The sequence below is a fragment of the Jatrophihabitans fulvus genome (assembly GCF_054781375.1).
In genome coordinates, this window is record NZ_BAAGUN010000002.1 from 136,622 (window position 1) to 162,150 (window position 25,529).

General features: G+C 73.2%; 25 protein-coding genes. 14 read left to right on the forward strand and 11 right to left on the reverse strand.

The genetic code is table 11. The annotated features are described in order from the left end of the window. Positions 1–9 precede the first annotated feature (9 nt). From ACYVP9_RS09190 to sigE, 3 genes are all read right to left on the reverse strand, one after another. On the reverse strand, positions 10–1,701 hold the full coding sequence (locus ACYVP9_RS09190) for a S1C family serine protease (RefSeq protein ID WP_460604482.1): 1,692 nt from the start codon (positions 1,699–1,701) through the stop codon (positions 10–12). A 109-nt stretch (positions 1,702–1,810) separates the two neighbouring features. Further along, complete coding sequence (locus ACYVP9_RS09195) at positions 1,811–2,416, reverse strand: anti-sigma factor family protein (RefSeq protein ID WP_460604483.1); 606 nt, start codon at positions 2,414–2,416, stop codon at positions 1,811–1,813. Further along, positions 2,413–3,012, reverse strand: a complete 600-nt coding sequence (gene sigE / locus ACYVP9_RS09200) for an RNA polymerase sigma factor SigE (protein ID WP_460604484.1) — start codon at positions 3,010–3,012, stop codon at positions 2,413–2,415. Before sigE ends, ACYVP9_RS09195 begins: the two co-directional genes overlap by 4 nt. A 126-nt stretch (positions 3,013–3,138) precedes the next feature. Between sigE and ACYVP9_RS09205 the strand changes: the two genes are divergently transcribed. The 6 genes from ACYVP9_RS09205 (at position 3,139) to ACYVP9_RS09230 (ending at position 8,964) form a co-directional block, all read left to right on the forward strand. Further along, complete coding sequence (locus ACYVP9_RS09205; protein ID WP_460604485.1) at positions 3,139–4,500, forward strand: pyridoxal phosphate-dependent decarboxylase family protein; 1,362 nt, start codon at positions 3,139–3,141, stop codon at positions 4,498–4,500. Positions 4,501–4,551: 51 nt separating this feature from the next. Then, positions 4,552–5,193 (forward strand): O-methyltransferase, encoded by a 642-nt coding sequence (locus tag ACYVP9_RS09210; RefSeq protein ID WP_460604486.1) that lies wholly within the window; start codon positions 4,552–4,554, stop codon positions 5,191–5,193. A gap of 305 nt (positions 5,194–5,498) precedes the next feature. Then, entirely contained in the window at positions 5,499–5,780 is a 282-nt protein-coding gene (locus ACYVP9_RS09215) for a DUF4031 domain-containing protein (protein ID WP_460604487.1), read from the forward strand. 10 nt (positions 5,781–5,790) lie between these two features. Then, positions 5,791–6,750, forward strand: coding sequence for a 2-phospho-L-lactate transferase (gene cofD, locus ACYVP9_RS09220; RefSeq protein WP_460604488.1), 960 nt, complete (start codon positions 5,791–5,793; stop codon positions 6,748–6,750). Further along, complete coding sequence (locus tag ACYVP9_RS09225; protein ID WP_460604489.1) at positions 6,747–8,087, forward strand: coenzyme F420-0:L-glutamate ligase; 1,341 nt, start codon at positions 6,747–6,749, stop codon at positions 8,085–8,087. Before cofD ends, ACYVP9_RS09225 begins: the two co-directional genes overlap by 4 nt. A 49-nt stretch (positions 8,088–8,136) precedes the next feature. Next, a complete protein-coding gene (locus ACYVP9_RS09230) occupies positions 8,137–8,964 on the forward strand; it encodes a serine hydrolase domain-containing protein (protein ID WP_460604490.1) in 828 nt (275 codons plus the stop codon). Positions 8,965–8,973: 9 nt separating this feature from the next. Here the strand turns inward: ACYVP9_RS09230 and ACYVP9_RS09235 are convergent, their stop codons facing one another. Continuing rightward, positions 8,974–9,693: an SDR family oxidoreductase gene (locus tag ACYVP9_RS09235; protein WP_460604491.1), complete on the reverse strand. Its 720-nt coding sequence runs from the start codon at positions 9,691–9,693 to the stop codon at positions 8,974–8,976. Positions 9,694–9,794: 101 nt separating this feature from the next. Between ACYVP9_RS09235 and ACYVP9_RS09240 the strand changes: the two genes are divergently transcribed. After that, positions 9,795–10,190, forward strand: coding sequence for a MerR family transcriptional regulator (locus ACYVP9_RS09240; protein ID WP_460604492.1), 396 nt, complete (start codon positions 9,795–9,797; stop codon positions 10,188–10,190). Here ACYVP9_RS09240 and ACYVP9_RS09245 read toward each other — a convergent pair. From ACYVP9_RS09245 to ACYVP9_RS09255, 3 genes are read right to left on the reverse strand one after another with little or no spacing between them, the layout of a single operon-like run. Next, positions 10,166–11,095, reverse strand: a complete 930-nt coding sequence (locus tag ACYVP9_RS09245) for a DNA-3-methyladenine glycosylase family protein (protein WP_460604493.1) — start codon at positions 11,093–11,095, stop codon at positions 10,166–10,168. The genes ACYVP9_RS09240 and ACYVP9_RS09245 overlap by 25 nt on opposite strands. A gap of 14 nt (positions 11,096–11,109) precedes the next feature. Continuing rightward, positions 11,110–12,204 carry a mannose-1-phosphate guanylyltransferase gene (manB, locus tag ACYVP9_RS09250; protein ID WP_460604494.1) on the reverse strand — a complete coding sequence of 365 codons (1,095 nt, stop codon included), beginning with the start codon at positions 12,202–12,204 and terminating at the stop codon, positions 11,110–11,112. Between the two features lie 36 nt (positions 12,205–12,240). Further along, a complete protein-coding gene (locus ACYVP9_RS09255) occupies positions 12,241–13,491 on the reverse strand; it encodes a SpoIID/LytB domain-containing protein (RefSeq protein ID WP_460604495.1) in 1,251 nt (416 codons plus the stop codon). 157 nt (positions 13,492–13,648) lie between these two features. Between ACYVP9_RS09255 and ACYVP9_RS09260 the strand changes: the two genes are divergently transcribed. The 3 genes from ACYVP9_RS09260 (at position 13,649) to ACYVP9_RS09270 (ending at position 17,090) form a co-directional block, all read left to right on the forward strand. Then, positions 13,649–15,124: an LCP family protein gene (locus ACYVP9_RS09260; protein ID WP_460604496.1), complete on the forward strand. Its 1,476-nt coding sequence runs from the start codon at positions 13,649–13,651 to the stop codon at positions 15,122–15,124. Positions 15,125–15,198: 74 nt separating this feature from the next. Next, positions 15,199–16,386: an LCP family protein gene (locus ACYVP9_RS09265; protein WP_460604497.1), complete on the forward strand. Its 1,188-nt coding sequence runs from the start codon at positions 15,199–15,201 to the stop codon at positions 16,384–16,386. Continuing rightward, positions 16,374–17,090 carry a TIGR03089 family protein gene (locus ACYVP9_RS09270; RefSeq protein ID WP_460604498.1) on the forward strand — a complete coding sequence of 239 codons (717 nt, stop codon included), beginning with the start codon at positions 16,374–16,376 and terminating at the stop codon, positions 17,088–17,090. The genes ACYVP9_RS09265 and ACYVP9_RS09270 overlap by 13 nt, the downstream gene beginning before the upstream one ends. Positions 17,091–17,096: 6 nt before the next feature. Here ACYVP9_RS09270 and ACYVP9_RS09275 read toward each other — a convergent pair whose 3' ends face one another. After that, complete coding sequence (locus ACYVP9_RS09275) at positions 17,097–18,032, reverse strand: aldose 1-epimerase family protein (protein ID WP_460604499.1); 936 nt, start codon at positions 18,030–18,032, stop codon at positions 17,097–17,099. Between ACYVP9_RS09275 and bioB the strand changes: the two genes are divergently transcribed. After that, positions 18,031–19,086 carry a biotin synthase BioB gene (gene bioB, locus ACYVP9_RS09280; protein WP_460604500.1) on the forward strand — a complete coding sequence of 352 codons (1,056 nt, stop codon included), beginning with the start codon at positions 18,031–18,033 and terminating at the stop codon, positions 19,084–19,086. The two genes, ACYVP9_RS09275 and bioB, sit on opposite strands and share 2 nt — an antisense overlap. A gap of 203 nt (positions 19,087–19,289) precedes the next feature. Here bioB and ACYVP9_RS09285 read toward each other — a convergent pair whose 3' ends face one another. Both ACYVP9_RS09285 and pdxH read right to left on the reverse strand, forming a co-directional pair. Further along, positions 19,290–20,600: an MFS transporter gene (locus ACYVP9_RS09285; RefSeq protein WP_460604501.1), complete on the reverse strand. Its 1,311-nt coding sequence runs from the start codon at positions 20,598–20,600 to the stop codon at positions 19,290–19,292. Continuing rightward, entirely contained in the window at positions 20,597–21,238 is a 642-nt protein-coding gene (gene pdxH, locus ACYVP9_RS09290) for a pyridoxine/pyridoxamine 5'-phosphate oxidase (RefSeq protein WP_460604502.1), read from the reverse strand. The genes ACYVP9_RS09285 and pdxH overlap by 4 nt, the downstream gene beginning before the upstream one ends. A 128-nt stretch (positions 21,239–21,366) precedes the next feature. Between pdxH and ACYVP9_RS09295 the strand changes: the two genes are divergently transcribed. After that, positions 21,367–22,473 carry a citrate synthase 2 gene (locus tag ACYVP9_RS09295; RefSeq protein WP_460604503.1) on the forward strand — a complete coding sequence of 369 codons (1,107 nt, stop codon included), beginning with the start codon at positions 21,367–21,369 and terminating at the stop codon, positions 22,471–22,473. Between the two features lie 4 nt (positions 22,474–22,477). Then, entirely contained in the window at positions 22,478–22,999 is a 522-nt protein-coding gene (locus tag ACYVP9_RS09300) for an NADPH-dependent FMN reductase (RefSeq protein WP_460604504.1), read from the forward strand. On the opposite strand, the gene ACYVP9_RS09305 is transcribed toward ACYVP9_RS09300, so the two are convergent. After that, the gene (locus tag ACYVP9_RS09305) at positions 22,996–24,147 is read right to left on the reverse strand and encodes an amino acid deaminase/aldolase (RefSeq protein WP_460604505.1); all 1,152 of its coding nucleotides are present in this window, start codon (positions 24,145–24,147) and stop codon (positions 22,996–22,998) included. The genes ACYVP9_RS09300 and ACYVP9_RS09305 overlap by 4 nt on opposite strands. Between ACYVP9_RS09305 and ACYVP9_RS09310 the strand changes: the two genes are divergently transcribed. Then, positions 24,137–25,480 carry a D-arabinono-1,4-lactone oxidase gene (locus ACYVP9_RS09310; RefSeq protein ID WP_460604506.1) on the forward strand — a complete coding sequence of 448 codons (1,344 nt, stop codon included), beginning with the start codon at positions 24,137–24,139 and terminating at the stop codon, positions 25,478–25,480. The two genes, ACYVP9_RS09305 and ACYVP9_RS09310, sit on opposite strands and share 11 nt — an antisense overlap. Positions 25,481–25,529: the final 49 nt, after the last annotated feature.

The window sequence follows — 25,529 nt, forward strand, 5'->3', positions numbered from 1 at the left end:
GAACACAACTCATCCTTCGTCGAGCGTGACCGTGACGGTTCGCTTTCGCGTCGAGTCCTTAACGTAGTAGGTCACTTCCAGGCGATCGCCGGGCTTCTTCTGGAGAACGATGACCGTCAGCTGGTCGAACGTCTGGATGACCTGGCCGTCGGCGGCCACGATGACGTCGCCCTGCTTCAGGCCGGCCTTCGCCCCGGGGCCGTTCGGCGACACCTGCACGATGTAGCCGCCGACCTGGCGACCGGGCGTCGACGACACCACGGTGCGGCCCTGCAGCCCGATGGACGCGTGCTCGGCCTTGCCGGTGCGGATCAGCTGCAGCGCGATGCTGCGGGCGTAGTCGATCGGGATCGCGTACCCGATGCCGGTGATCGCGGCACCGCTGCCGTTCGGACCGACGGTGCCCAGCGCCGCGGCCGAGTTGATGCCGATGACCGCACCGCTGCTGTTGACCAGCGCACCGCCGCTGTTGCCCGGGTTGATGGGGGCGTCGGTCTGGATCGCGTTGTAGTAGGCGCCGGTGCCGCCGTCGTCCGAGCTGACCCGCACCGGACGGTTCAGCGCCGACACGATGCCCGACGTGACCGTGCCCTGCAGGCCCAGCGGCGACCCGATCGCGACCACGGGGTCGCCGACCGCCATCTGCGACGACTTCCCGAGGGTCGCCACGGTCAGGTCGTCGGTCGGCACCTTGATGACCGCGAGATCGCTCTCGGGGTCGCGACCCACCACCCGGGCTTCGGCGGTCGCCTCGTTGCTGAACGTCACGACGATCTTGCCCTCGTCGCCGGCGTCGACCGCGGGGGCGACGACGTGATTGTTCGTCAGCACGTCGCCGTTGTCGTCGATGACCACTCCGGACCCGATCGCGTACTGGGTCTTGGTGGTCACCGCGATCGAGACGACGGCCGGCCCGACCCGCTTCGCGATGCCCGCGATCGAACCGGCCGGACGCTGCACCGGCGTCTCGACCTGCGCGATGTTCGCGTCCGGACGGTGCAGCTCGTCGACGTTGTCGGACACCCACCAGCCGACGACGCCGCCGATCACACCTGCGATCAGCACGGCGACGACGGCGATCACCGACAGCTTCGGCCCGAACCTCACCCGGCGGACGTTGTCGGACGACCCCTTCTCGAGATCCTCGTCGTCCCCGTCCTTCGCGGCGAGGTCGTCCGGGTCGGTCTCGGTGTCCTCGTCGGGCGCGACCTGCGACGGCCCGCCGCGGCCGAAGACGGCGCCGCGGCCGAGCCAGAACGGCGACGACGGGTCGCGCCACGGGTCGCGCGGGGCGTCGGCCTTCCACCAGGGCGACCCGGGGGCGGGCCCGGACGGGTGCAGCCGGTCACCCGGGGCGGGGTCGAACCCGTCCCGGGCGGAGGTCGGGGCCCCGAAGGAGTCCTCGAACACCCGTGGCACGGGCGCGGGCGTGGTGTGGCGCGGGGCCAGCCGCTCGCCGGGGGCGGGCCGGAACGCCTCCGCGCCGTCCGGACGTCCGAACACGGCCTGGTCGGCCGGGGAGACGGTGGGCGGCGGCGGGCGGTAGGACGAGGGGGCGTCACCGTCGGGGCGAGGGGCGAACCCGCCCGGGACACCGTCCGGCCGCTCGTACCCGGGGTCGTCGGCGGGGTCGGGGTGCCGCGCCGACCCGCTCGCGTCGTCGGGCGCCGCGTGGCGGCCCTCGTCGCTGCGATCAGTCAACGCCGTGCTCCTCGTGTCGGGCCCGCGACGGACCCGTGGTGCGGTGTCGTCCGGTCATGGTCGAGTCTGCCCCAGGGCGGCCCGGGGTTGCGACCCGGTGGCGCGATGCTCAGCGGCCACCGGGCCCGAACAGGCCGACCGGCGGCAGCAGCGACGTCGCTCCGGCGCCGGGGGTGCCGTCGGTGCGGTGCTGCACGGTGCGGACGGCGTCGTCGGTACCGGGACGGCCCGGGGTGGGGTCGTCGGGCGCTGCGGCCGCGGTCGCGGCGGCGCCGACCAGCACGGCCGCGGCGGCCAGGACCGTGAACGGCGCCCGGCGGCGGCGTCCCGGGGCGGACGAGCCCGCGGACGGATCGACGAACGCCGCCACGGGCGCGTTCAACCGCCCGCGGCTGGAGGCCGGCAGCGAGGTCGAGAGCATCGTCGACCCGTCGGGCATGACGACGGTGGGCGGCACGGTGACCGGCGTGACGGCCGGGAGGCCGCGCAGCCGGTCGAGCAGGTCGGAGGGCAGGTCGGGCGACGGGGCGCTGCGCAGCACGGACGCCGTCTCGCGCTGCTCCCGGACGGCCTCGGCGCACTCGGCGCACTCGGCCACGTGCCGCATCGCGCGGCTGCGCGCGTGACCGGTGAGCACGCCGTCGGCGCAGGCCGCGACGGCCTCGTCCGACAGGTGCTGGGGACCCAGCGGGCCCAACGGTCCGAGCGGGCTCATACCGCCGGCTCCGGTTCGATGCCCGGCTGCACACCCGGCTCGGCCGGTCGCAGACCGGGCGCCCGGTGGGCCAGCGACTCGCGCAGCAGCACCCGTCCGCGGTGGATACGGGATCGGACGGTGCCGACCTTGATGCCGAGCGTGGCCGCGATCTCCTCGTACGACAGCTGTTCGAGATCGCACAGCACCACGGCCACGCGGAAGTCGGGCGGCAGGTCGTCGAGCGCGGCCTGGATCTCGGGGTCGAGGTGGTTGAGGTCGTAGGCCTGCTCCGGGCCGGGACCGTTGCCGGGCAGGCGGTCGCCGACGTCGTCGGGCAGGGCGTCGAAGCGGATGCGCTGCCGGCGCCGCACCATGTCGAGGAACAGGTTGGTGGTGATGCGGTGCAGCCAGCCCTCGAAGGTGCCGGGCTTGTACTCGGCGAGCGAACGGAACACGCGGACGAACGTCTCCTGCGTGAGGTCCTCGGCGTCGGCACGGTTGCCCGACAGCCGGTAGGCGAGCCGGTAGACGCGGTCGGCGTGCTCGCGCACCACCTCGTCCCACGTCGGCGGAACCCAGACCGGGTTCACGTCGCTGGTCGTCTCGACCGTCATGCCCTCACCTCGTGATCGTCCGCATCGGCGGAGAACTGCTCACGGACGACACTGTCAACCGAAGCTGTACGACCCATAAACGCGCGGCCCGCTCTCAGCGTTCCCCCACCGTTACGCTCGGGCACCGTGCACCGGTTCACCACGGACGAGGAGAAGACGGCGCAGGCCCTGGCCTGGTTCAGCCTGGAGCGGCTCGCGATGCATGCGCCGCCCCTCGACCGGCCGTTCACGCCCGAGGAACTCGACGACGCGGCCGGCCAGACCGTCACCCCGGCGGGCATCGGCTCGACCGAGGCGCTGCGCGTCTGGCACGACGTGCTCGGCCCCGCGTGCCTGTCCGTCGACCACCCGCGCTACCTGTCGTTCATCCCGAGCGCCCCGACCAAGGCGGCCGCAGCGTTCGACATGCTCGTCGGCGCCACCAGCGTCTACGCGGGCTCGTGGCTGGAGGGCTCCGGCGCGGTGTTCGCCGAGAACCAGGCGTTGCGCTGGCTCGCCGACCTCGCGGGCCTGCCCCCGGAGTCGGGCGGCGTGTTCGTCCAGGGCGGCACCATCGGCAACCTGTCCGCCCTCGTCGCCGCGCGGGAGGCGGCGCGGCACCGCCGGGGGAACCCGTCCGGACGCTGGGCCGTGTGTGTCAGCGAGCAGACGCACTCGTCGGTCGAGCACGCGCTGCGCATCGTCATGGACGTCGACCTCGTCGTCGTCCCGGGCGACGAGCGCGGACGCCTCACCGGGGTGGCGCTGCGCGAGACCCTCGCCGGCCTCGACCCGTCCGTCCGGGACGGCATCTTCGCGGTGGTCGCGACCGCCGGCAGCACGAACCTCGGCATCGTCGACGACATCGCGGGCACGGCGGAGGTCGCCCGCGAGAACGGGTGGTGGCTGCACGTCGACGCCGCGTACGGCGGCGCGGGGCTGGCCGCGCCCAGCGTCCGCCACCTGTTCGCGGGCGTCGAGCACGCCGACTCGTTCATCGTCGACCCGCACAAGTGGCTGTTCGCGCCCTTCGACGCCTGCGCGCTGATCTACCGCGACCCGGTGCAGGCCCGCGCCGCGCACACGCAGCACGCGGGCTACCTCGACGCCGTGACGGTCGAGGGCGAGTGGAACCCGTCCGACTTCGCCATCCAGCTCTCGCGCCGCGCACGCGGACTGCCGTTCTGGTTCTCGCTCGCCGTGCACGGAACGGACGCCTACACCGAGGCGATCGAGCGGACGATCCAGGTCGCGCACGAGGGCGCGGAGTTCATCCGCGGGCAGGAGCACGTGCGGCTGCTGCTCGAACCCGAGCTGAGCGTCGTCGTCTTCGAACGCATCGGCTGGGACGCGGACGCGTACGCGCGGTGGAGCAGCCGCATCCTCGACGAGCAGGTCGGGTTCGTCACCGCCACCAAGCACCGCGGGCAGGTGTGCACCCGGTTCGCGGTGGTCAACCCGCTCACGGGCGTGGACGATCTGCGCCTGCTGGTGGAGTCGATGCACTGACCGGTCGCGCGCCTACTCCCGGACGCTGTCGCGCTCACTAACCTGTGCGGCATGGCCGACGCGATGCTCAACGAAGCCAGCCTCGCCTACGCGGAGTCGTTCACCGCGGAGGACGAGGTCGCCGCGCGGGCCCGTGCCCGCGGACACGAGCTGGGCTGCACCCCGATCGGTCCCGCCGGCGGTGCCGCCCTGCGCGTGCTCGCCGCCGCCACCGGCGCCCGCAGCGTCGTCGAGGTGGGCACCGGCGCCGGCGTGAGCGGGCTGTACCTGCTCGGCGGCATGGCCGCCGACGGCGTGCTCACCACGATCGACGTCGAGGGCGAGAACCAGCGCGCCGCGAAGCAGGCGTTCACCGAGGCCGGCATCGCGCCGTCCCGGTTCCGCCTCATCAACGGCTCCGCCGCCGAGGTGCTCCCGCGCCTGCGCGACGCCGCGTACGACCTGGTGCTCGTCGACGCCGACAAGTCGGCGTACTCGGTCTACTACGAGCAGGCGATCCGCATGCTGCGTCCCGGCGGCATCGTCGCGTTCGACAACGCCCTCTGGCACGACCGCGTCGCCGACCCCGCGCAGCGCGACCACGAGACGACCGTCCTGCGCGAGCTGGGCCGCACCGTCCGCGACGACGAGCGCCTCGTCGCCGCGATGCTGCCCGTGGGGGACGGCCTGCTCGTCGCCGCCCGCCGCGGCTGAAGATCCACACCGCCCGGCGATCTTCGGATGAATCCGTCGCCCCCACGCGTCCGCGGTCTGTAGATCCACCCCGTCCGGCGATCTTCAGGCAGATCCAGCGCCCCCACGCACCCCAGGTCTGAAGATCCACCCCGTCCGGCGATCTTCAGGCAGATCCGGCGCCCCCACGCACCCCAGGTCTGAAGATCCACCCCGCCCGGCGATCTTCAGGCGCCGGGAAGGACCTTGCCGCGGCTGAGCGCGACGGTCAGGCCGTCCGGGATACTCGAAAATGTCATGAGCACAGTCCCTGCCGCGCGGCGCCGGTGACCGTCTACGTCGACACGGTGCGCTCCTACCCCGAGGCGGGGTTGCGCTTCCGCGACTACTGCCACCTGCTCGCCGACACCCGCGAGGAACTGCACGCGTTCGCCGAGCTGGTCGGCATGCCGCGTGTGGCGTTCCAGGACCATCCCTGGCGCTGGCACTACGACCTGCCGGCCGTGCTGCGTCCGGCGGCGCTCGATCACGGCGCGCGCGAGGTGACGATGCACGACGTGGGGGCCCTGCTGAAACGGCGCCGGAGCGACGCCCGCGGCATCGCGTAGGTTCGTCCGCGTGCGAATCGCAGTGCTGGCCGGCGGCGTCGGCGGGGCCCGCTTCCTGCGTGGCGTGCGCGCCGCGTGCCCCGACGACACCGTGACGGCGATCGTCAACACCGGCGACGACGTGACGCTGCACGGCATGCGCATCTGTCCCGACCTCGACAGCGTCATGTACACGCTCGGCGGCGTGCACGACGCCGGCCGCGGCTGGGGCCGCGAGGGCGAGACCTGGCGCATCCAGGAGGAGTTCGCGGCCTACGGCGCGCAGCCCACCTGGTTCAACCTCGGCGATCTCGACATCGCGACGCACCTGGTGCGCACCCGCATGCTCGAGGCCGGCTACCCGCTCAGCGCGGTGACGGCCGCGCTCTGCGAGCGCTGGCAGCCCGGCGTCACCATGCTGCCGATGTCGGACGACCGGTGCGAGACCCACGTGATCGTCGAGTTCGCCGACGAGGGCGAGGACGCCCCGAAGCGGCGGGCCGTGCACTTCCAGGAGTGGTGGGTGCGCCACCGCGCGCAGCTGACCCCCCACGCCTTCGTCCAGGTCGGCGTCGACGACGCCACGCCCGCGCCCGGCGTGCTCGACACGATCACCACCGCCGACGTCGTCCTCGTGGCGCCGAGCAACCCGGTCGTGTCCATCGGCACGATCCTGGGCATCGCCGGCATCCGCGAGGCGGTCGCGCAGGCGCCCGGCCGCGTCGTCGGGCTGTCGCCGATCATCGACGGCGCGCCGGTCCGCGGCATGGCCGACACGTGCCTGCCGGCCATCGGCGTCGAGGTGTCGGCCGAGGGGGTCGGCCGGCACTACGGCGCGCGGTCGGACGGTGGCCTGCTCGACGGTTGGCTCGTGCACACCGGCGACACCGCGGACGTCCCGGGCGTGACCGTGCGCGACGTCCCCCTGCTCATGACCGACGACGACGCCACCGCCGCGATGGTGAGGGCCGCGCTGGAGCTGGTGGCGTGAGTACCGACCACGCCGCCGCGCACGTCGAGATCCTGCCGGTGATCGGCATCGGCGAGGTGCACCCCGGCGACGACCTCTGCGACCTCGTGCAGGCCCACGCCGACCTGCGCGACGGCGACGTGCTCGTCGTGACGTCGAAGATCGTGTCGAAGGCCGAGGGCCGCATGATCGTGCTCGACAGCACAGACCCCGACGTGCGCGAGGCCGCACGGCAGGCGGCGATCGACGCCGAGACCGTCCGCGTGGTCGCCCGCCGCGGGCCGCTGCGCATCGTCGAGAACAAGCAGGGCCTGGTGATGGCGGCCGCCGGCGTCGACGCGTCGAACGTGTCGCGCAACGAGCTCGCGCTGCTGCCCGTCGACCCGGACGCGTCCGCGGGCCTGCTGCGCGAGGCGATCCGCGAACGCCTGGGCGTGACGGTCGGCGTGATCATCAGCGACACCTTCGGACGCCCCTGGCGCGGCGGCGTGGTCGACGTCGCCATCGGCGTCGCGGGCCTGAGCGCGATCCACGACCCGCGCGGCAGCGTCGACGCCTACGGCAACACCCTCGAGGCGACGCTCGTCGCGGTCGCGGACGAGATCGCCGCCGCCGGCGACCTCGTCAAGGGCAAGCTCGGCGGCGTCCCCATGGCGATCGTGCGCGGGCTCGCCCCGCACGGCCGGCTGGTCGACGACGGCCGCGGCAGCACCGAACTCGTCCGCGGTGCCGAGCAGGACATGTTCCGTCTCGGCACCGCCGAGGCGATGGCCGCCGGACGCGCCGACGCCGAGCGCGCCGACTCGACCCCTCCGCCCCTGCACGAGGACGCCGTCGAGGTCGTCACCGCCTTCCCGACCGACGACGTCGCGACCTCGGCGGTACGCCAGGCGTTCCTCGGCTTCCTCGCCGCGCGCCCGGACGCGATGTGGCGCTCGTGCGTGCCCGGCCACCTCACCGCGAGCACCGTGGTCGTCGACCCGTCGCGCGGCGCCGTGCTGCTGACGCTGCACCCCCGCGTCGGACGCTGGCTGCAGCTCGGCGGCCACTGCGAGCCTGGCGACCGCACGCTGCTCGACGCCGCCGCCCGCGAGGCGCGCGAGGAGAGCGGCATCGGCTCGCTGTCGGTCGATCCCGTGCCGCTGCGGCTCGACGTGCACCCCATCACCTGCTCGCTCGGGGTGCCGACGCGCCACTTCGACGTGCAGTTCCTCGCGGTGGCCGCGCCCGGCGCCGAGCCGGCGATCAGCGACGAGTCGCTCGACCTGCGCTGGTTCGCGTGGGACGACCTGCCGGCGGACGCCGCGTCGGAGCTGCCGCTGCTCGTGGCCGCCGCCCGCGAACGGGTCGAGGCGTGAGCAGGCCGGGCGCACGCCCGACCGGCGCGCCGCGGGTGCCGGTGAGCCCGTGAGTTCGCTTTCCCAACTCGATGGGTGGCCGGTCACCACGGCCGCCGCGGCGGTGGTGGGGCCGGACGGCGTGGTCGCCACGCACGGCAGCACCGACCACCGCTTCCGCCTCGCGTCGGTCACGAAACCCCTCGCCGCCCTCGCGGTCCTGGTGGCCGTCGAGGAGGAGGCCGTGACGCTCGACGACGAGCCGGACGCGGACCTGCTGCCGGGCGCGACCGTCCGGCACCTGCTCGCACACGCGTCGGGCATCGCGCCGGACGAACGGCGTCGCGAACGCGCACCCGAGGAGCGGCGGTTGTACTCGAACGCCGGCTTCGACCTGCTCGGCGATCACGTCGCCCGGGCCACCGGCATCGGGTTCGCCGACTACCTGCGCGACGCGGTGTTCGGGCCACTGGGCATGACGTCGTCGTCGCTCGACGGCTCCCCCGCCCACGCCGGCGTGTCCACCGTCGACGATATTGCGCGCATCTGCGCAGAGTCGTTGTCGCCCAGCGGGCTGCTCTCGACACCGACGCTCGAGCTGCTGCGCACGGTGCAGTTCGCGGGCCTGCGCGGCGTGCTGCCCGGCTTCGGGGGGCAAGCGTCGAACGACTGGGGGCTGGGCTTCGAGATCCGCGACTCGAAGTCACCGCACTGGACGGGCTCGCGCAACTCCCCCACCACGTACGGCCACTTCGGGCAGGCCGGCACCTTCTTCTGGATCGACCCCGAGGCAGGGCTCGCGCTCGTCGCCCTCGCCGACCGCGACTTCGGCCCGTGGGCCAAGGAGGCGTGGCCGCCGCTCGCCGACGCGGTGCTCGACGAGTTCGCCGGCGCCTAGACAACCCGCCTAGAACGACACCTCGCCCGCCGCGACGCGGGCGTAGAACACCGCGGGATCCTCGGCGAGCCCGGCCTTGACGGCGCGGCTCCAGTCGTCGACGAGCACCTCGGACGCGCCCGACCGCACGCCGTCGAGCGCCGCGCGCACCACGTCGTCCGGATCGAGAAGCGGGCCGTCGTACCCCTTCATCATGTCCGTGGCCGCGCCCCCGAGCGCGAGCCCGACGACCTGCGTGCCCTGCGCGGCGAGCTCGACGCGGGTGCCGTTGGTGAGGCTCCACTCGGCCGCCTTCGCCGCGGAGTACGACGTCGCCCCGTCGAACGAGAACCACGACAGCGCCGACAGCACGTTGAGCACGGCACCCCCGCCGTTCGCGCCGAGCACCCCGGCGAACGCGCGCGTCACCGCGAGCGTCCCGTAGAAGTTCGTGTCCATCTCGCGGCGGATCTCGGCGAGATCTCCGGTGAGCAGGTTCTGCCGGACCGACACCCCGGCGTTGTTGACCAGCAGCGTGACGTCGGACGCGACGCCGGCCGCCCGGGCGACCGACGCCTCGTCGAGCAGGTCGAGCTGCAGCGGCTCGACGCCGGGCAGCTCGATACTGCGCGGGTCCCGCGCCGCCGCGTAGACCTTCGCGGCCCCGCGTTCGACGAGGGCGAGCGCGAACGCGCGGCCGAGGCCGCGATTGGCGCCGGTCACGAGGGCGACCGATCCGGCGATGTCCATGATGTGCTCCTGACGGGAATGGCCGATGACGACGCGACGCTAGGACCTCACGTCGGCGTCAGGGGCAAGCTCCGGCGCGGCCCACGAGAGCGAGGTCACTCATGCGCATCGGCGAGCTGTCCGTCCGCACCGGCGCGTCCGTCCGCGCGCTGCGCTACTACGAGGAGCAGGCGCTGCTCACGCCCACGCGCACGGCGAGCGGTCAGCGCGTGTACGACGACACCGCGGTCGAGCGCGTGCGGATGCTGCGGCGGCTCTACGCGGCCGGCCTGTCGAGCAGCACCATCGCGAGCGTCCTGCCCTGCGTCGACGCCCCCTCGGACGAGGTCACGTACGAGACCATCGAGACGCTGCGCGCCGAGCGCCGGCGCATCGATCACGAGCTCGCGGACCTCACCGCGACCCGCGACCACCTGGGGACGCTCATCGACACCGTCGTGGCGTGGGCCGGGGAGACGCGCGGTGCGCAGTCTCAGATGGCGCGGATGTCGGTGTAGTTGAACTTCGGCCCGAACCTGGGCGCGGCGATGCCGGTGAGCTCGATCAGCCGCATGACGCGCTGACGCTGGCCGGGCCACGCGCCCAGCAGCTCGACCATCTCCTCGTCGGTGCCGCGGGCACGGCCGGTGAGCAGGTGCACCACCATGTTCTTCAGGTGGTAGTCGCCGACGCTGACCGCGTCCGGGTCGCCGAGAGCCCGCTGCGTCGTCTCGGCCGCCGTCCAGACGCCGATGCCGGGGATCAGCAGCAGACGGGCCGTGGCGTCGGCGTGGGACATCGCCGCGCACTCCTCGAGGCGGTGCGCGACCGTGGCCGCCGCGCGGATGGCCCGCTGCCGCTTGATGTCGACGCCGAAGCGGTGCCAGTCCCAGGACGGGACCTCGAGCAGGGTGCGCGGCGGCGGGGGCACCCGCATGCTCGCGGCGACGCTGTCGGCCGGGCCCGGTGCGGGCGACCCGAACGTGTACAGCAGCCCCCGCCAGGCGCGCCGGGCCTCGACGCCGGTGACCTTCTGTTCGAGGACGGCCGGCACCAGAGCGTCCATGACCAGGCCGGTCGCGACGAGACGCAGGCCGGGGCGGGTGCGCCGGGTGCGGTGCAGCACCGCGACGGACGACACGTCGAGACCCGACCAGTCGTCGTCCGCGCCGAGCAGCCGCGGCACGCCGTCGAGCAGCCACTGCGCGCCGTCACCCCAGGCGTGGGCGGTCACGACCTGACCGGCGGCGGACAGCGCGAGGGTGCCGGGACCGTCCGGGGTGAGGCAGGCCCACCAGAAGCGGCCCGAGGGGTCCCAGCGGTGGGCGGGGTCGCCGGTGCCGCGGCGCAGCGGCTGCAGGGTGGCCCGCAGGTCGATGCGGTGCCCCGCGTCCCAGGTGCGGGTCAGGGCGTCGGCGGGCACCGGCCCAGTGTGACTCACACGTCCGACGAGAACCGCACGGCGCCGTCCGCCAGCTGCACGCCCGGCCAGACCCGGGCGCCGTGGCGCAGCTCCACCCGTGCCCCCACGTCGGCGCGGTCGCCGACGATCGCGTCCTCGATCACGGCCGCCTCGCCGACCACCGCGCCGGCGCCGATGACGGACCGGCGGATGATCGCGCCCGGACCGACCCTGGCGCCGTCGAACAGGACGGAACCCTCGACGGTCGCCCGCCGTCCCACGGACGCCCCCGCACCCACCGTGGTGCCCATGGACAGGAACGCGGTGCCGTCGACCGTGGCACCCGGCAGCACCAGCGAGGCCCCCGGCACGCTCACCGCGGGTGACGGGGCGCGCCCGAGCACGAGGTCGCACGAGCCCTGGACGAAGTCGGCCGGCGTGCCGAAGTCGCGCCAGTACCCGGTGTGCACGTGGCCGCAGACGGTCGCGCCGGACTCGAGCAGGCCCGGGAAGGTCTCGCGCTCGACCGACACCGGCCGTCCCGTGGGGATGCCGTCGATGATCTCGCGGCGGAACACGTACAGCCCGGCGTTGATCTGGTCGGTGACGGGGTGGGGGTCCTTCTCGAGGAACGCCGTCACCCGTCCGTCGGGGTCGGTCTTGACGCACCCGAACGCGCGGGGGTCGGCGACCCGCGTGAGCGTGAGCGTGACGTCCGCGTCGTGGGCGCGGTGCTCGCCGACCAGAACGCCCAGGTCCACCCCGATGAGGTTGTCGCCGTTGAGCACCAGGACGGTGCCGGCGCTCAGGTGACCGGCGACGTTGCGGATGCCGCCACCGGTGCCGAGCGCCTCGGTCTCGACGACGTACTCGAGCTCGACGCCCAGGTCCGTCCCGTCACCGAAGTGCTCCTCGAAGACCTCGGCGCGGTAGCTGGTGCCCAGCACGATGTGCCGCACGCCCGCGTCGCGCAGGCGCAGCATCTGGTGGGTCAGGAACGGCACGCCCGCCGTGGGCAGCATCGGCTTGGGCGCCGAGAGGGTCAGCGGCCGCAGCCGGGTGCCCAGGCCGCCGACGAGGATGACCGCCTCGACGTCGTCGAGCAGGGTGGTGGCAGCGGGGCTCGGCATGCGCGGCAGGATCGCACACCGGGCCGGCGGACGGGACTACGCGGGCGCGACCGTGAACATCGTCGTGCCGATCCCGAACGCGTACTGCAGGTCGAAACCGGTCACGGACACCGTCCTGGCCTTGCCGTTCGATCCGACGCCCTTCACGGTGCCGGCGAGGACCCGTCCGCCCCAGGAACCGTGGCCGTCGCGCTTGGTGACGGACAGGCCGGTCACCTTCGCCAGGCCGAAGTACGCCGCGAGCGAGCGCGCCGAGACCTTCGTGCGGTCGCGGATGTAAGGGTTGAGCGACATCGTGTCGTAGGTGTCCTTGCGCGACACGAGGTAGGGCTGGCCGCCGCTCGCCGTGTACCCGCCGTTCGAGGCGGAGAACTGGGAGAAGATCGTCTGGCCCTTGTACTGCAGCACCTGGTTGCTCGTCGCGGTGACCGCCGGCGTGTACGCCGAACGCCACGTCATCAGCTGCCCGCTGCTGTCGTAGGAGTAGCGGCCGTTGTAGACCTGGCACTGCGTGGTGTCGCAGATGTCGTACTCGCTGCCGGACGGGGTGTGGACGACCTCGTACCGGGCGTAGGTGCGCGCGGCGACGGCCTGCGCGTTGACCGCCTGCGCCGACCAGCTGGTCGGGATCTCGCTCGCGACGACGCCGGCGGTGTAGTTGTCCAGGCCGACGCGGTTGACGACGTAGGCGCTGCTGCCGGAACGCACCGCCCGCACGTAGCCGAAGAACCGGGTGCTGGTCCCGTCCGCCCGGTAGAGGCGGGTCGACCAGGCGTTGTTGCGCCAGAACTCCGACCGGTTCGGCAGCCCGGTGCGGTAGGTCTTCCAGGTCGCGCCCTTCGCGGTGCCGAGCCGCTGCAGCGTGAAGCCGCTGCCCGAGGCGACGAGCCGGTACTGCTTGTACCCGGTGACGGGCAGCGACGCGCCGCCGTTGCCGGTGACGGTGAGGTGGGCCTCGGCCTGGACGGTCACGGTGGTCGGGAAGCCCGACAGGCGCACGCGCACGATGGTGCGCGGCAGCGTCGTCAACGTCGTCCCGGGGTAGTAGAAGGCGAGGATCTGGCGGTACGTCCTGCCCTGGCGGGCCGCGCCGTACGCGCCGTACTGGCTCATGCCGTGACCGTGGCCGTTGCCGTTGCTGGTCACGATCACGCTGCCCGTGGGCTTGATGGTGATCGTCCCGGCCTCGGCGGCGGGGCCGGCGACGGACAGGGCGGTGACGGTGCCGACTGCGAGCGCCAGGGCGGCGACTGCAGACCGGAGCACCCGCGGGGGGAACGGGTTCATTACCAACTCACTTCGGAAGTGTGGGGGCGACACGCCGATGTGAAGACGACGTTAGGCGACATTCACGCTTGAGGGAAGGGTAACCGCCGGATTGATCCAGATCTCCGGTCGGCCTGCCTGCCCGATCGGGGTCGTCCCCGGCGTTAGCGTCGGCACGATGCCTCCGCGTCCGTCGCTCCGCCTGCCGGCCCCGCGCCTCCACCTGCGGTGGGGCGTCCGGGTCGGGCTGCGGGCGCTGTTCGCGTCGCTGTCGCTGCTCGTCATCGTCGTGAGCGGCATCGCGTGGGCCACGTTCCAGGACTTCACCGAGCGCATCCCGCACGGCGCGGCCGTGCCCGGTGCGGCCAAGGACCCCGACGGCAAGGCGCAGAACATCCTGCTGCTGGGCAACGACACCCGCGCCGGCGCCACCCGCGCCGAGCTGCGGGCCCTGCGGGCGGGCACCGACCAGACCACGGTCAACGCCGACACGATGATGCTGCTGCACGTGCCGGCGGACGGCCGTCCGACGCTGGTCTCGTTCCCCCGCGACGCGTGGGTGACCCTGCCCGGTGGCGGCAAGGGCAAGATGAACTCCGCCTACCCGGACGCGTACAACACCGCGCGATCGGCGGGGAAGTCCGAGAAGGCCAGTGAGAGCGCCGGCATCGACGCGACGATCCGCACCGTCCAGACGCTGACGGGCCTCGAGGTCGACCACTACATGCAGGTCAACCTGCTCGGCTTCTACCGCATCAGCAACGCCATCGGCGGCGTCGAGGTGTGCCTCAAGCACGCGCAGAACGCGAGCACCGAGACCGACGGCACCCGCCACGGCTTCTCCGGCATCGACCTGCCCGCCGGCCGCTCGCTCATCAAGGGCGAGCAGGCGCTGGCCTTCGTGCGGCAGCGCCACGGCCTGCCCCACGGCGACCTCGACCGGGTGCGGCGCCAGCAGTACTTCCTCAAGGCCGCGTTCGAGAAGATCACGTCCGCGGGCACGATCCTGAACCCGTTCAAGATGCAGGACTTCCTCGACGCGGTCGGCTCGTCGCTGCTCACCGACCCGGGCCTCGACCTCATCGGTCTCGCCCGGCAGTTCCAGGCCCTCACCGCGGGCGGCATCGACTTCGCGACGATCCCCAACAACGGTCCCAAGGTCATCTACCCCGACGGTGTCGAGACCGCGATCGTCGAGGTCAACCGTGCGGCACTGCCCGCCTTCGTCGCCCAGCTCGAGGGCAAGCGCGACGACGCCCTGCGCTCGGCGAAGGCGGCGAAGCCCGCCGCCGTCACCGTCGACGTCCTCAACGGCACCGACACCCCACGCCTCGCGGCCCGCAACGCCACCGCCCTGACGAAGCTCGGCTTCCGGGTCGGTGCCGTCGACTCGGCGTCGACCACCCAGTTGCGGACGGCCGTCCTCTACCCGGCCGGCGATGAGGCGCAGGCCAAGGCCGTGCTGGCGGCGGTCCCCCGCGCGATCGCGACCGTCACCCCGGACGTCCGCCGCGTCACGCTCGTCGTCGGACGCAACGGCGTCATGGCCAAGGGCGCCGGCACGACACCGAGGGCGACACCCTCCGCGACCGCGTCTCCCGGGGCGTCCGCGGGCGCCTCTCGCGCGGGCGGGTGGCTCGGGTGCATCGACTGACGAGCCCGCACCGCGTGAACCGGGCCTGAGTACCACAGGCGGTTCTCGAGGCAACCGCTTGTACTCTCCGGGTCATGTCAGCGCACGGCCTGCCGCCGCACCTCGACCCGCGGGGTCGGCACCGCGGCGGCACCGTCGCCGAACGCGCCGCCGCACTGAAGCCGGTCGGACGCATCCTGGGCTCGATCCTCTCGATCGTCCTGCTCGTGCTCGCCGGCTACACCTGGTATTCCTTCCGCGACCTGGACAACGGCATCAGCCGGCTGCAGGGCATCCAGACCGGGCGCCAGAAGGACGCGGCGCAGAAGACCGAGAAGGACATCGACGGCACCGACCAGAACATCCTGGTGGTGGGCAACGACGACCGGTCGAACATGACCGACGCCGAGGTGCGCGAGCTCAAGGTCGGCCGCGACGGCGGCAGCCTCGCCACCGACACGATGATGATCGTCCACATCCCGGCCGACGGGTCGCGGGCGACGCTCATCTCGCTGCCCCGCGACGCCGAGGTCGAGGTGCCGGGCCACGGCATGAACAAGCTCAACGCGCCGTACGCCCTGGGCTACACCGAGACGCAGGGCAGCGTCGACGCCAAGCGCACCGCGGGCGCGAACCTGCTGCTGCAGACCGTCCGCAACCTCACCGGCCTGACCTTCGACCACTACGTGCAGGTCGACCTGCTCGGCTTCTACCGCATCAGCAAGGCCATCGGCGGCATCCCGGTGACGATGTGCCACGCCGTCAACGACACCGTCGCCTACAACCTGGCGCACGGCGAGGACGGCGGCTCCGGGCTGGTGCTGCCCAAGGGCCGCAGCACGATCTCCGGCGTCAAGGCGCTCGAGTTCGTCCGCCAGCGGCACAACCTGCCCCGCGGCGACCAGGACCGCGTCAAGCGCCAGCAGTACTTCCTCACCGCCACGTTCCGGCAGATCACCGCCGGCAGCAGCCTGCTGTTCAAGATCCGCGAGCTGGGCGACGCGCTCAAGCGCTCCATCTACTTCGACGGCTCGCTGAACCTGTTCGACCTCGCCGAGCAGGTGCAGGGCCTCACCGCCGACAACATCGTCGGCCGCACGATCCCGGTGAACCTGCAGAGCGGGTACACGAACCCCGTGCAGGTCAAGCGGTTCGTCGAGAACGTCATCAACCCGCCGAAGCGGACCGCCCCGAAGACCGAGAGCCCGGGCCCGACGTCGCCGACGACGTCCGCTCGCAAGCCGGTCACGAAGTCGGCGATCGACGCGAAGTGCATCAACTGACCCCCGAGGCGCGCTTCGCGGCCCTCATGGCCGAGGACGCGTCCCGCCCGTTCGTCACGTACTACGACGAGAGCACCGGCGAGCGCTCGGAACTCTCACGCAAGTCGCTCGCGAACTGGGTGGCCAAGACCCACAACCTGCTCACGGACGAACTGGCGCTCGGGGTGGGCGACACCGCCGCGCTCGCGCTGCCTGCGCACTGGATCTCGGTGCCGGTCGTGCTCGGCTGCCTCACCGCCGGCCTCGCGCTCGACGACGGCGGTTCGGGTGACGTCGCGTTCGGCACGCCCGACACGGCGGACGGGCTCGACGCCCCCGACCGGTTCCTGGTGGCACCCGCCCGTGCCGCGGTGGGCCTCGGCGACGCGGTGCCGTCGGGTTCGGCCGACTACGTCGCCGCCGTGCGACCGCAGGCCGACGCGTGGGCCGGCCTGCCGATGCCCGCGGGTCCCGACGACCCGTGTCTTCCCGGGCTGACCCGACGCGAGGCCCTCGACCGGGCGACGTCGCGCGCCGCCGAGCTCGGCCTCGCCGACGGCGGTCGGCTGCTCACCACCCGTGACTGGACCGGCTGGTCCGACTGGGTCGACGCGCTGCTCGCACCGCTCGCGGTGGGCGGGTCCGTGGTGATCGTCCGCAACGCCGACGAGGCCACCCTCGTCCGCCGGGTCGAGCAGGAACGCACCACCGCGCGTCTCGACTGACCGGCCTCAGCGCAGCGGCTGGATGCCCCAGCTGCCGGTCCACGCCTCGCCCGGCTGCACCACGATGATGCCGTCCCCGGAGTTGAACGCGTTCGGCGCGCAGGTCATCGGCTCGACCGCGATGCCACCGCAGCCCGGGACCAGCTCGGGCACGGTGAACACCTGCAGGAACGCGAACGCGTCGTCGAACCACAGCCGGGTCGCGTGCTCGCCGGTGTCGACGACGACCTCGCCCCGTCCGTCGATCGTGTCGAGGCCGGTGAAGCAGTCGTCGTAACGGTCCGCGCCCAACGCTCGTCCGCCCCGGAAGTCGTGGTCGAGCGTGCGCACGCCGATCGGCACGCTGCGCTCGTCGGTCACGAGGATCTGCCGGGCCGGCAGGGTGAGGGTCACGTCGTCGAGGCGGGTGCCGCCGGTGGCGAGGTAGGGGTGCGAACCCGCGCCGAAGGGCGCGGCCCGGTCGCCCACGTTGCGGGCACCGAGGGTGACGGTGAGGCCGCGCTCGGCGTGCACCTCGTAGGTGACCTCGGCGCGCACCTCGAACGGGTAGCCCTTCTGCGGCACGATGTCGAGCCCGAGCGTGAGCAGGTGCTCGTCCTGCCGGGCCGGCGCCCACCGCTCCCACCGGCCCAGGCCGTGGATCGCGTTACCGGTGTCGGGCTCGGTCGCGGCGAGCTGCTGCGTCTCGCCGGCGAAGGTGTAGCGGGCGCCCGCGATGCGGTTCGGCCAGGGCACGAGGGTCGCGCCGCACCCCTTCGGCGGCAGCACGGACGGGTCCCACCCGGGGGTCACGACACGGCCGTCCGCCTCGTAGCCGGCGAGGGTCGCGCCGACCTCGGCGACGGTGACGCGGTGGGTGCCCGCCGCGATGGTCCAGTCCCTGCCCCGCAGCGCCATGGCGCCACCGTAGCGGCGGACGGCGCTGGTTAGGCTGCCTGCCATGCCCACCCCGTTCGCCGACCTCGCCGACCGTGTCCTGGCCGGGGAGGCGCTCACGCACGACGACGCCCTCGACGTGCTGCGCTCGTCCGACGACGACCTGCTCGACCTCGTCGCCGCCGCCGGACGCGTCCGCCGCAAGCACTTCGGCACCAGCGTCAAGGTCAACTACCTGGTCAACCTGAAGTCCGGCCTCTGCCCCGAGGACTGCTTCTACTGCTCGCAGGCGGTCGGGTCCGGCGCGGACGTCCTCAAGTACACCTGGCTCAAGCCCGAGGAGGCGCTGCGCCAGGCGGGCATGGGCCTGGCCGGCGGCGCGTCGCGCGTGTGCCTCGTGGCCAGCGGGCGCGGCCCGCACCAGCGCGACCTCGACCGCGTGGGCGAGATCGTCACCGAGCTCAAGCGCGAACACCCGCAGGCCGAGGTGTGCGCCTGCCTCGGCATCCTCTCCGACGGGCAGGCCGAGCAGCTCAAGGCGGCGGGCGTCGACGCGTACAACCACAACATCAACACCGCCGAGTCGCGCTACGGCGACATCTGCACCACCCACGAGTACGCCGACCGGGTGAACACCGTCGAGCACGCGAAGCAGGCTGGACTGTCGCCGTGCTCCGGGCTCATCGTCGGCATGGGCGAGACGGACGAGGAGATCGTCGAGGCCGTCTTCGCGCTGCGCGAGCTCGACAGCGACTCGATCCCGGTCAACTTCCTGATGCCGTTCGAGGGCACGCCGCTGGCCGACGAGTGGACGCTCACGCCGGGCCGCTGCCTGCGCATCCTCGCCATGGTGCGGCTCGCCGCGCCGTCGTCCGAGGTGCGCATCGCCGGCGGACGCGAGATGCACCTGCGCTCGCAGCAGCCGCTCGCGCTGCATCTGGCGAACTCGCTGTTCCTCGGCGACTACCTCACCAGCGAGGGCCAGGCCGCCGAGGCCGACCTCGCGATGATCGCCGACGCGGGCTTCCACGTGCTCGGCGCGCAGCCCGCCGACGCCGCGCCCGCCCGTCCGGTCGCCCGCCAGCGCGGCGCGGGCACCGAGCTCGCCCCCAACGCCTGACCGTCGACACCGCCTGACCGTCCGCGGCCGATCTTGATGGGTCGGCGGCGGCATCGGCATGCCCGGCCATGAAGATCCGGACCGGCCGGTGGATCTTGATCACCCGGCGACCGCATGGGGACGCGCGGCCATGAAGATCCGCGCGGCCGGCGAGAACGGCGGGAACGGGGGACGGCAGGCCGGGACCGGGATCGGCGGACGGGTCAGTCGGGCGCGATCTCGGCGCTCGCGTCGTAGCCCCAGAAGGAGCGGACGAGCAGTCCGCCGACGGCCACGACGGCCACGCAGGCGAGGCCGCCGCCGACCCAGGAGAACGTGGGACCGGTGACGGCCGCCGTACCTCCGGCGCGCAGGTCGCCGAGCCGTGGTCCGCCGGCGACGACCGCGATGAACACGCCCTGCATGCGCCCGCGCATCTCGTCCGGGGCGTAGGTCTGCAGGATGGTCTGCCGGTAGACCGCGCTCACCAGATCGGCGGCGCCGGCGACCGCCAGCAGCATCACCGCCAGCCACAGGTGGTGCGCGAGACCCGCGAGGGCGACCGCCGTCCCCCAGCCGATGATCGCGAAGGTCAGCGCGCGGCCCTGGCGGCGGACCCGTCCGATCCACCCGCTGGACGCTCCCGCCACCACCGCCCCGATCGCGATCGCCGCGTAGAGCGGACCCACGTTGCCGCCGTAGCGGTCGTCGGCGACCTCGGGGAACAGCGCGCGCGGCATCGCCAGCACCATCGCGGCGATGTCGACGGCGAACGACATCAGCAGCACCGGACGGGTCGCGATGAACGCGAGCCCCTCGGCGACCGAACGCAGACCGAGCTTCTGCCCGTGGCCGTCCGGGCGGATCGGCGGCAGCCGCAGCACCGAGTAGAGCGCGGCGGTGAACAGCACGGCGTCGACGCCGTAGGCGACCGCGAACCCGTTGGGCAGCGTCACGAGCACGCCGGCGAGCAACGGCCCGGCGACCTGCCCGACGTTGCCGACGGTGAAGTTCAGGGTGTTCGCGGCCGCCACGAGCTCGGTGGGCACGATGCGCGGGATGATCGCCCCCCGCGCGGACGACGCGACCGCGAACGCCCCCGACTGCACGCCGACGAGCACCAGGATGAGCGGCACGTTGTCGAGGCCGGCGAGGGTCTGCAGCAGCAGCGCGAGCGTCGTGACCCACGACAGCAGCGACGACCACAGGTACAGCAGGCGCCGGTCGATGACGTCGGCGATCGCGCCGCCGTAGAGCCCGAAGACCACGATCGGCAGCAGGCCGACGAGACCCACGAGGCCGACGTAGAGCGACGACCGCGAGATCGCGTACACCTGCACCGGCACGGCGACCTGCGTGAGCATCGAGCCGATGAAGGAGGTCCCCTGGCCGATCAGCAACCGCTTGTAGGTAGGGATCGCCAACGGACGGGTGTCGAGCGCCTGGCGGCGCAGCATGGCGCGCCACGACCGCGCCTGTTCGGACGCCTCCTGCGGCGTGGGGGTGTCGGGAGCCTGCTGGGCGGGTCCGGTCACGGGGCGAGACGTTCGACAGCCCAGGCGTCGCCGTCGCGCCGGTACCGCACGCGGTCGTGCAGCCGGCCGGCGCGGCCCTGCCAGAACTCCACCGCGTCGGGACGCAGCAGGAAACCACCCCAGTGCGGCGGCGGCGGGATCTCGCCGTCGCCGAAGCGCGCCGCTGCGGCGTCCTCGGCGGCCTCGAGTTCCGCGCGCGACGCCACGACCTGCGACTGCGGCGACGCCCACGCACCGAGCTGCGACTCGCGGGGGCGGGTGGCGAAGTACGCCGCCGTCTCCTCGCGCGACACGTGCTCGACCGGCCCGGACAACCGCACCTGCCGCTGCAGGGGAAGCCACACGAACACTGCGGACGCCCACGGGTTCTCGGCGAGCGCGCGGCCCTTCGCCGACCGGTGGTTGGTGTAGAACACGATGCCGCGCTCGTCGAGTGCCTTGACGAGCACGGTGCGCACCTCGGGATGCCCGTCGGCACCGGCGGTGGCGAGCTGGATCGCGTTGGGTTCGAGGACGGCCGGATCGGCGGCAGCGGCGTCGAACCAGGAGCGCAGCTGCTCGAGCCACGTGCCGGCGACCTCCGCCTCGTCGAGCCGGCCCTTCGTGTAGGCCTCGCGCAACTGGGATGGATCGGTCATCGCCCCGATCCTCCCACCTCCCGTGCGCGCCCCCGGACCCGATGTGAGCAGAATGGGCCCGTCGGGGCGCAACCCGCCCCGTGTACCGCCACGTCCGCAGTCGGCACACCACCGGAAGGCACACGTCAATGGCAGACGACTACAGCCCGGGCCTCGAAGGGGTCATCGCCTTCGAGACCGAGATCGCCGAGCCGGACAAGGACGGCGGCGCGCTGCGCTACCGGGGCGTCGACATCGAGGACCTCGCGGGCCGCGTCACCTTCGGCAACGTGTGGGCGCTGCTGGTCGACGGCAAGTTCGGACCGGGTCTGCCGCCGGCCGAGCCGTTCCCGATCCCGGTGCACACCGGCGACGTGCGCGTCGACGTCCAGGCCGCGCTCGCGATGCTCGCGCCGGTCTGGGGCTACCGTCCGCTGCTCGACATCAGCGACGAGGAGGCGCGCGAGCAGCTCGCCCGCGCCGCCGTCATGGCGCTGAGCTACGCCGCCCAGTCGGCGCGCGGCCTGTCGAACCCGGCCGTGCCGCAGGCGCGCATCGACCAGTGCGAGACGATCATCGAGCGCTTCATGACCCGCTGGCGCGGCGAGCCCGACCCGGCGCACGTGCGCGCGGTCGACGCCTACTTCGTCTCCGCCGCCGAGCACGGCATGAACGCCTCCACCTTCACCGCGCGCGTGATCGCCTCGACCGGCGCCGACGTCGCCGCGTCGATGTCCGGTGCCATCGGCGCGATGAGCGGCCCGCTGCACGGCGGCGCCCCTGCGCGCGTGCTGCCGATGATCGAGGAGGTCGAGCGCAGCGGCGACGCCCGCAAGTTCGTGAAGGGCATCCTCGACCGGCACGAGCGGCTGATGGGCTTCGGCCACCGCGTCTACCGCGCCGAGGACCCGCGCGCCCGCGTGCTGCGCCGCACCTGCAAGGAGCTCGGTTCGAAGCGCTACGAGGCCGCCGAGGCGCTCGAGCAGGCCGCGCTCGCCGAGCTGCGCGAGCGCCGGCCCGACCGTCCGATCGAGACGAACGTCGAGTTCTGGGCCGCCGTCATCCTCGACTTCGCCGAGGTGCCGCCGCACATGATGCCGGCGATGTTCACCTGCGCCCGCACGGCCGGCTGGTCGGCGCACATCATGGAGCAGAAGAAGACGGGACGCCTCGTCCGGCCGTCCGCCCGCTACATCGGCCCGGAGCCCCGCAAGCCCGAAGAGGTCGAGGGCTGGAACGACATCGCGCACGACTGAGCCGATGCGACGCGTGCTGCTCGTCTCGGGCAGCACCCGCGCCCTGTCGACGAACACCGCCTTCGTGCGGACGGCGGCGCTCTGCGCGCCGCCGTCCGTCGAGACGTTCCGCCATGGCCTGACAGCCCTGCCGCACTTCAACCCGGACGACGACCGCGAACCCCTGCCACCGTCGGTGGCGGCGTTGCGGGCGGGCATCGCGGCGGCGGACGGCGTGCTCATCTGCACGCCCGAGTACGCCGGCACCATCCCCGGCGCCCTGAAGAACCTGCTCGAGTGGACGGTCGGCGGCACCGAGATGACCGACCGTCCCACGGCGTGGGTGAACGTCGCGAGCGATCCGCGCCGCGGCCACGGCGCGATCGACACGCTGCGCACGGTGCTCGGCTACGTGCAGGCGCGCATCGTCGAGGACGCCTGCCGCAGTATCCCGATCTCGTCCGCCGACGTCGGACCGGACGGCGTCGTCGCGGACCCGGGCATCCGCGCCGCGATCACCGACGTGCTGACGGCGCTGGTCGCCTAACCGAACGTCCGGCCCTCGCCGCGGTAGGTCGGCACGGAGGCGACGCGCTCGCCGCCGGACACGACGTGGACGGTGTCGAACCGCTCGCACAGTTCGCCCGCCTTGGCGTGGCGGAACCAGACCCGGTCACCCACCGCGAGCTCGGCGGCGGCCGCGCCCCGGACGGGCGTCTGCACCTCGCCCGCACCCTCGGTGCCGATGAGCGACAGCCCGGCGGCGACCGGCCGCGGCACGCGGGTCTTCCCCGCCGGCCCGGACGCGATGTACCCGCCGCCGAACAGGGTCGCGATGCGCTCGGCCGGCCGGCGGACGACGGGCAGCGCGAAGAACAGCGCCGGACGCGGCGTGAACGCGCGGTACCTGTCGAAGAGGGTGGGCGTGAACAGTCCCGACCCCGCGGTCACCTCGGTGACGCACGGATCGGCGGAGCTCACCTCGAGGCTGCCGGTGCCGCCCGAGTTGACGACGGACAACCGTCCGACCTCGGCCTCGACCGCAGCCACGACCGCACCGCGCCTCGTCGCGAGGTCCGCGGCCGAACGGCGCTTCACGAACCGCACCGCGGGCGAGGTGTCGGGCAGCCCGGCGATCTGCGCCTCGTAGAACATGACGCCGACGACCCGGCGGCCGTCCGCCTTCGCGGCCACCGCGACCATCGCCGCGTCCGTCGGCGTGCGCAGCGGCGACCGCCGCACGCCGAGGTGCAGCGGGCCGACCCGCAACGACGCGTCGACGTCGAGGCAGACCCGCACGGGAGCGTCGCCGCACTGCTCGCGCAGCACCCGCAGCTGCTCGGGACCGTCGATCATCACCGTCACCGCCTCGAGCGCGGTGGCGTCGGCGGCGAGTTCGCGCAGAGCTGCGCGATCTGCGGTCGGGTAGCCGACGAGCACGTCCGTCACCCCGCCGCGCACGAGCCACAGCGCCTCGGCGAGCGAGAACGCCATGACGCCCTGCCAGCCCGGCCGGGCGAGCACGCGCTCGAGCACCCACCGGCAGCGCACCGACTTCGCCGCCACCCGCACCGGAGTGTCACGGGCCCGGCGCACCAGGTCGTCCGCGTTGGCGTCGAGCGACGCGAGGTCGAGCGCGGCCAACGGCGGATCGAGGTCGGCGGTCGCCCGGGTCAGGGCGTCGATGTCAGCCACCGCGGCAGCGTACGACGGTGGCAGGATCGGTCCCGTGACGCGTTGGGACAACTGGGCCGGCACGGTGAGCTGCGACGTCGCGGTGGCGCGTCCGGCCACCGTCACCGCGCTGCAGCGGACTGTCGCCGACGCGGCGGCGCGCGGACAGCGCGTCAAGCCCATCGGCAGCGGCCACTCGTTCACCGCCATCGGCGCGACGGACGGCCTGCAGCTGCGTCTCGACCGCCTCGCCGGCATCGTGCACGCCGACCGCGCCACCGGCGAGGTCACCGTCCACGCGGGTACCCGGCTGCACGAGCTGAACGAGTCGCTCTGGCAGCTCGGGCTGTCGATGACCAACCTCGGCGACATCGACGTGCAGACGCTCTCGGGCGCGATCTCGACCGGCACGCACGGCACCGGCGCGAAGCTCGGCGGTCTGGCCACCCAGGTGACCGGGCTCGACCTCGTGCTCGCGGACGGCAGCCTGCTGCACTGCGACGCGTCCGAGAACCCGGACGTCTTCGCCGCCGCCCGCGTCGGGCTCGGCGCGCTCGGCGTGATCGCCACCGTCACCCTGCGCTGCGAGCCGGCGTACGCGCTTGCCGCCTCGGAGGCGCCGGCGACGCTGCCCGACACCCTCGCCGGGCTCGACGAGCTCGTCGTCGGCAACGACCACTTCGAGTTCTACTGGTTCCCCCACACCGACCGGGTGCTGACGAAGCGCAACAACCGGGTGCTGCCCGGCACCGAACTGCGCCCGGTCGGCCGGGCCCGCGCCTGGCTCGACGACGAACTTCTGTCGAACACCGTCTTCGAGGGGTTGAACCGGATCACCACCCGGCGTCCGGCCCTGATCCCGCCGACCAACCGCGTCGCCGCCCGCGCGCTGTCGGCGCGCGACTACATCGACCGGTCCTACCGCGTGTTCGCGTCGTCGCGCCGGGTGCGGTTCCGGGAGATGGAGTACGCGCTGCCGCGCGAGGCCGTCCCCGCCGTGCTCGCCGAGATCGACGGGTGGCTGCAGCGCCACGGCGAACAGGTCGGCTTCCCGGTCGAGGTGCGCTTCGCCGCGGCCGACGACGTGTGGTTGTCGACCGCGCAGGGCCGCGACAGCGGGTACATCGCGGTGCACCAGTACCACCGGCGCGACCACCGCGCCTACTTCGCCGCCGTCGAGGCGATCGCCCGCGACCACGACGGGCGTCCCCACTGGGGCAAGCTGCACGACCGGGATGCCGCATCGCTGCGCGGCACGTACCCCCACTTCGACGACTTCCGCGCCGTGCGCGACCGTCTCGACCCGCACCGGATGTTCGGCAACGCCTATCTCGAGCGCGTCCTCGGCAGCTGACACCCCGGCCGTCGCGGTGGCCCGACCCGCTGTGATCGGCTTTTCCTAC

Excerpts from the sequence above, each read along its gene's own strand:
- ACYVP9_RS09195 (WP_460604483.1), bottom strand. The coding sequence starts at position 2,416 with ATGAGCCCGCTCGGACCGTTGGGCCCGCTGGGTCCCCAGCACCTGTCG.
- sigE (WP_460604484.1), bottom strand. The coding sequence starts at position 3,012 with ATGACGGTCGAGACGACCAGCGACGTGAACCCGGTCTGGGTTCCGCCG.
- ACYVP9_RS09210 (WP_460604486.1), top strand. The coding sequence starts at position 4,552 with ATGGCCGACGCGATGCTCAACGAAGCCAGCCTCGCCTACGCGGAGTCG.
- ACYVP9_RS09235 (WP_460604491.1), bottom strand. The coding sequence starts at position 9,693 with ATGGACATCGCCGGATCGGTCGCCCTCGTGACCGGCGCCAATCGCGGC.
- ACYVP9_RS09240 (WP_460604492.1), top strand. The coding sequence starts at position 9,795 with ATGCGCATCGGCGAGCTGTCCGTCCGCACCGGCGCGTCCGTCCGCGCG.
- manB (WP_460604494.1), bottom strand. The coding sequence starts at position 12,204 with ATGCCGAGCCCCGCTGCCACCACCCTGCTCGACGACGTCGAGGCGGTC.
- ACYVP9_RS09255 (WP_460604495.1), bottom strand. The coding sequence starts at position 13,491 with ATGAACCCGTTCCCCCCGCGGGTGCTCCGGTCTGCAGTCGCCGCCCTG.
- ACYVP9_RS09260 (WP_460604496.1), top strand. The coding sequence starts at position 13,649 with ATGCCTCCGCGTCCGTCGCTCCGCCTGCCGGCCCCGCGCCTCCACCTG.
- ACYVP9_RS09265 (WP_460604497.1), top strand. The coding sequence starts at position 15,199 with ATGTCAGCGCACGGCCTGCCGCCGCACCTCGACCCGCGGGGTCGGCAC.
- bioB (WP_460604500.1), top strand. The coding sequence starts at position 18,031 with ATGCCCACCCCGTTCGCCGACCTCGCCGACCGTGTCCTGGCCGGGGAG.
- ACYVP9_RS09275 (WP_460604499.1), bottom strand. The coding sequence starts at position 18,032 with ATGGCAGGCAGCCTAACCAGCGCCGTCCGCCGCTACGGTGGCGCCATG.
- pdxH (WP_460604502.1), bottom strand. The coding sequence starts at position 21,238 with ATGACCGATCCATCCCAGTTGCGCGAGGCCTACACGAAGGGCCGGCTC.
- ACYVP9_RS09295 (WP_460604503.1), top strand. The coding sequence starts at position 21,367 with ATGGCAGACGACTACAGCCCGGGCCTCGAAGGGGTCATCGCCTTCGAG.
- ACYVP9_RS09300 (WP_460604504.1), top strand. The coding sequence starts at position 22,478 with ATGCGACGCGTGCTGCTCGTCTCGGGCAGCACCCGCGCCCTGTCGACG.
- ACYVP9_RS09310 (WP_460604506.1), top strand. The coding sequence starts at position 24,137 with ATGTCAGCCACCGCGGCAGCGTACGACGGTGGCAGGATCGGTCCCGTG.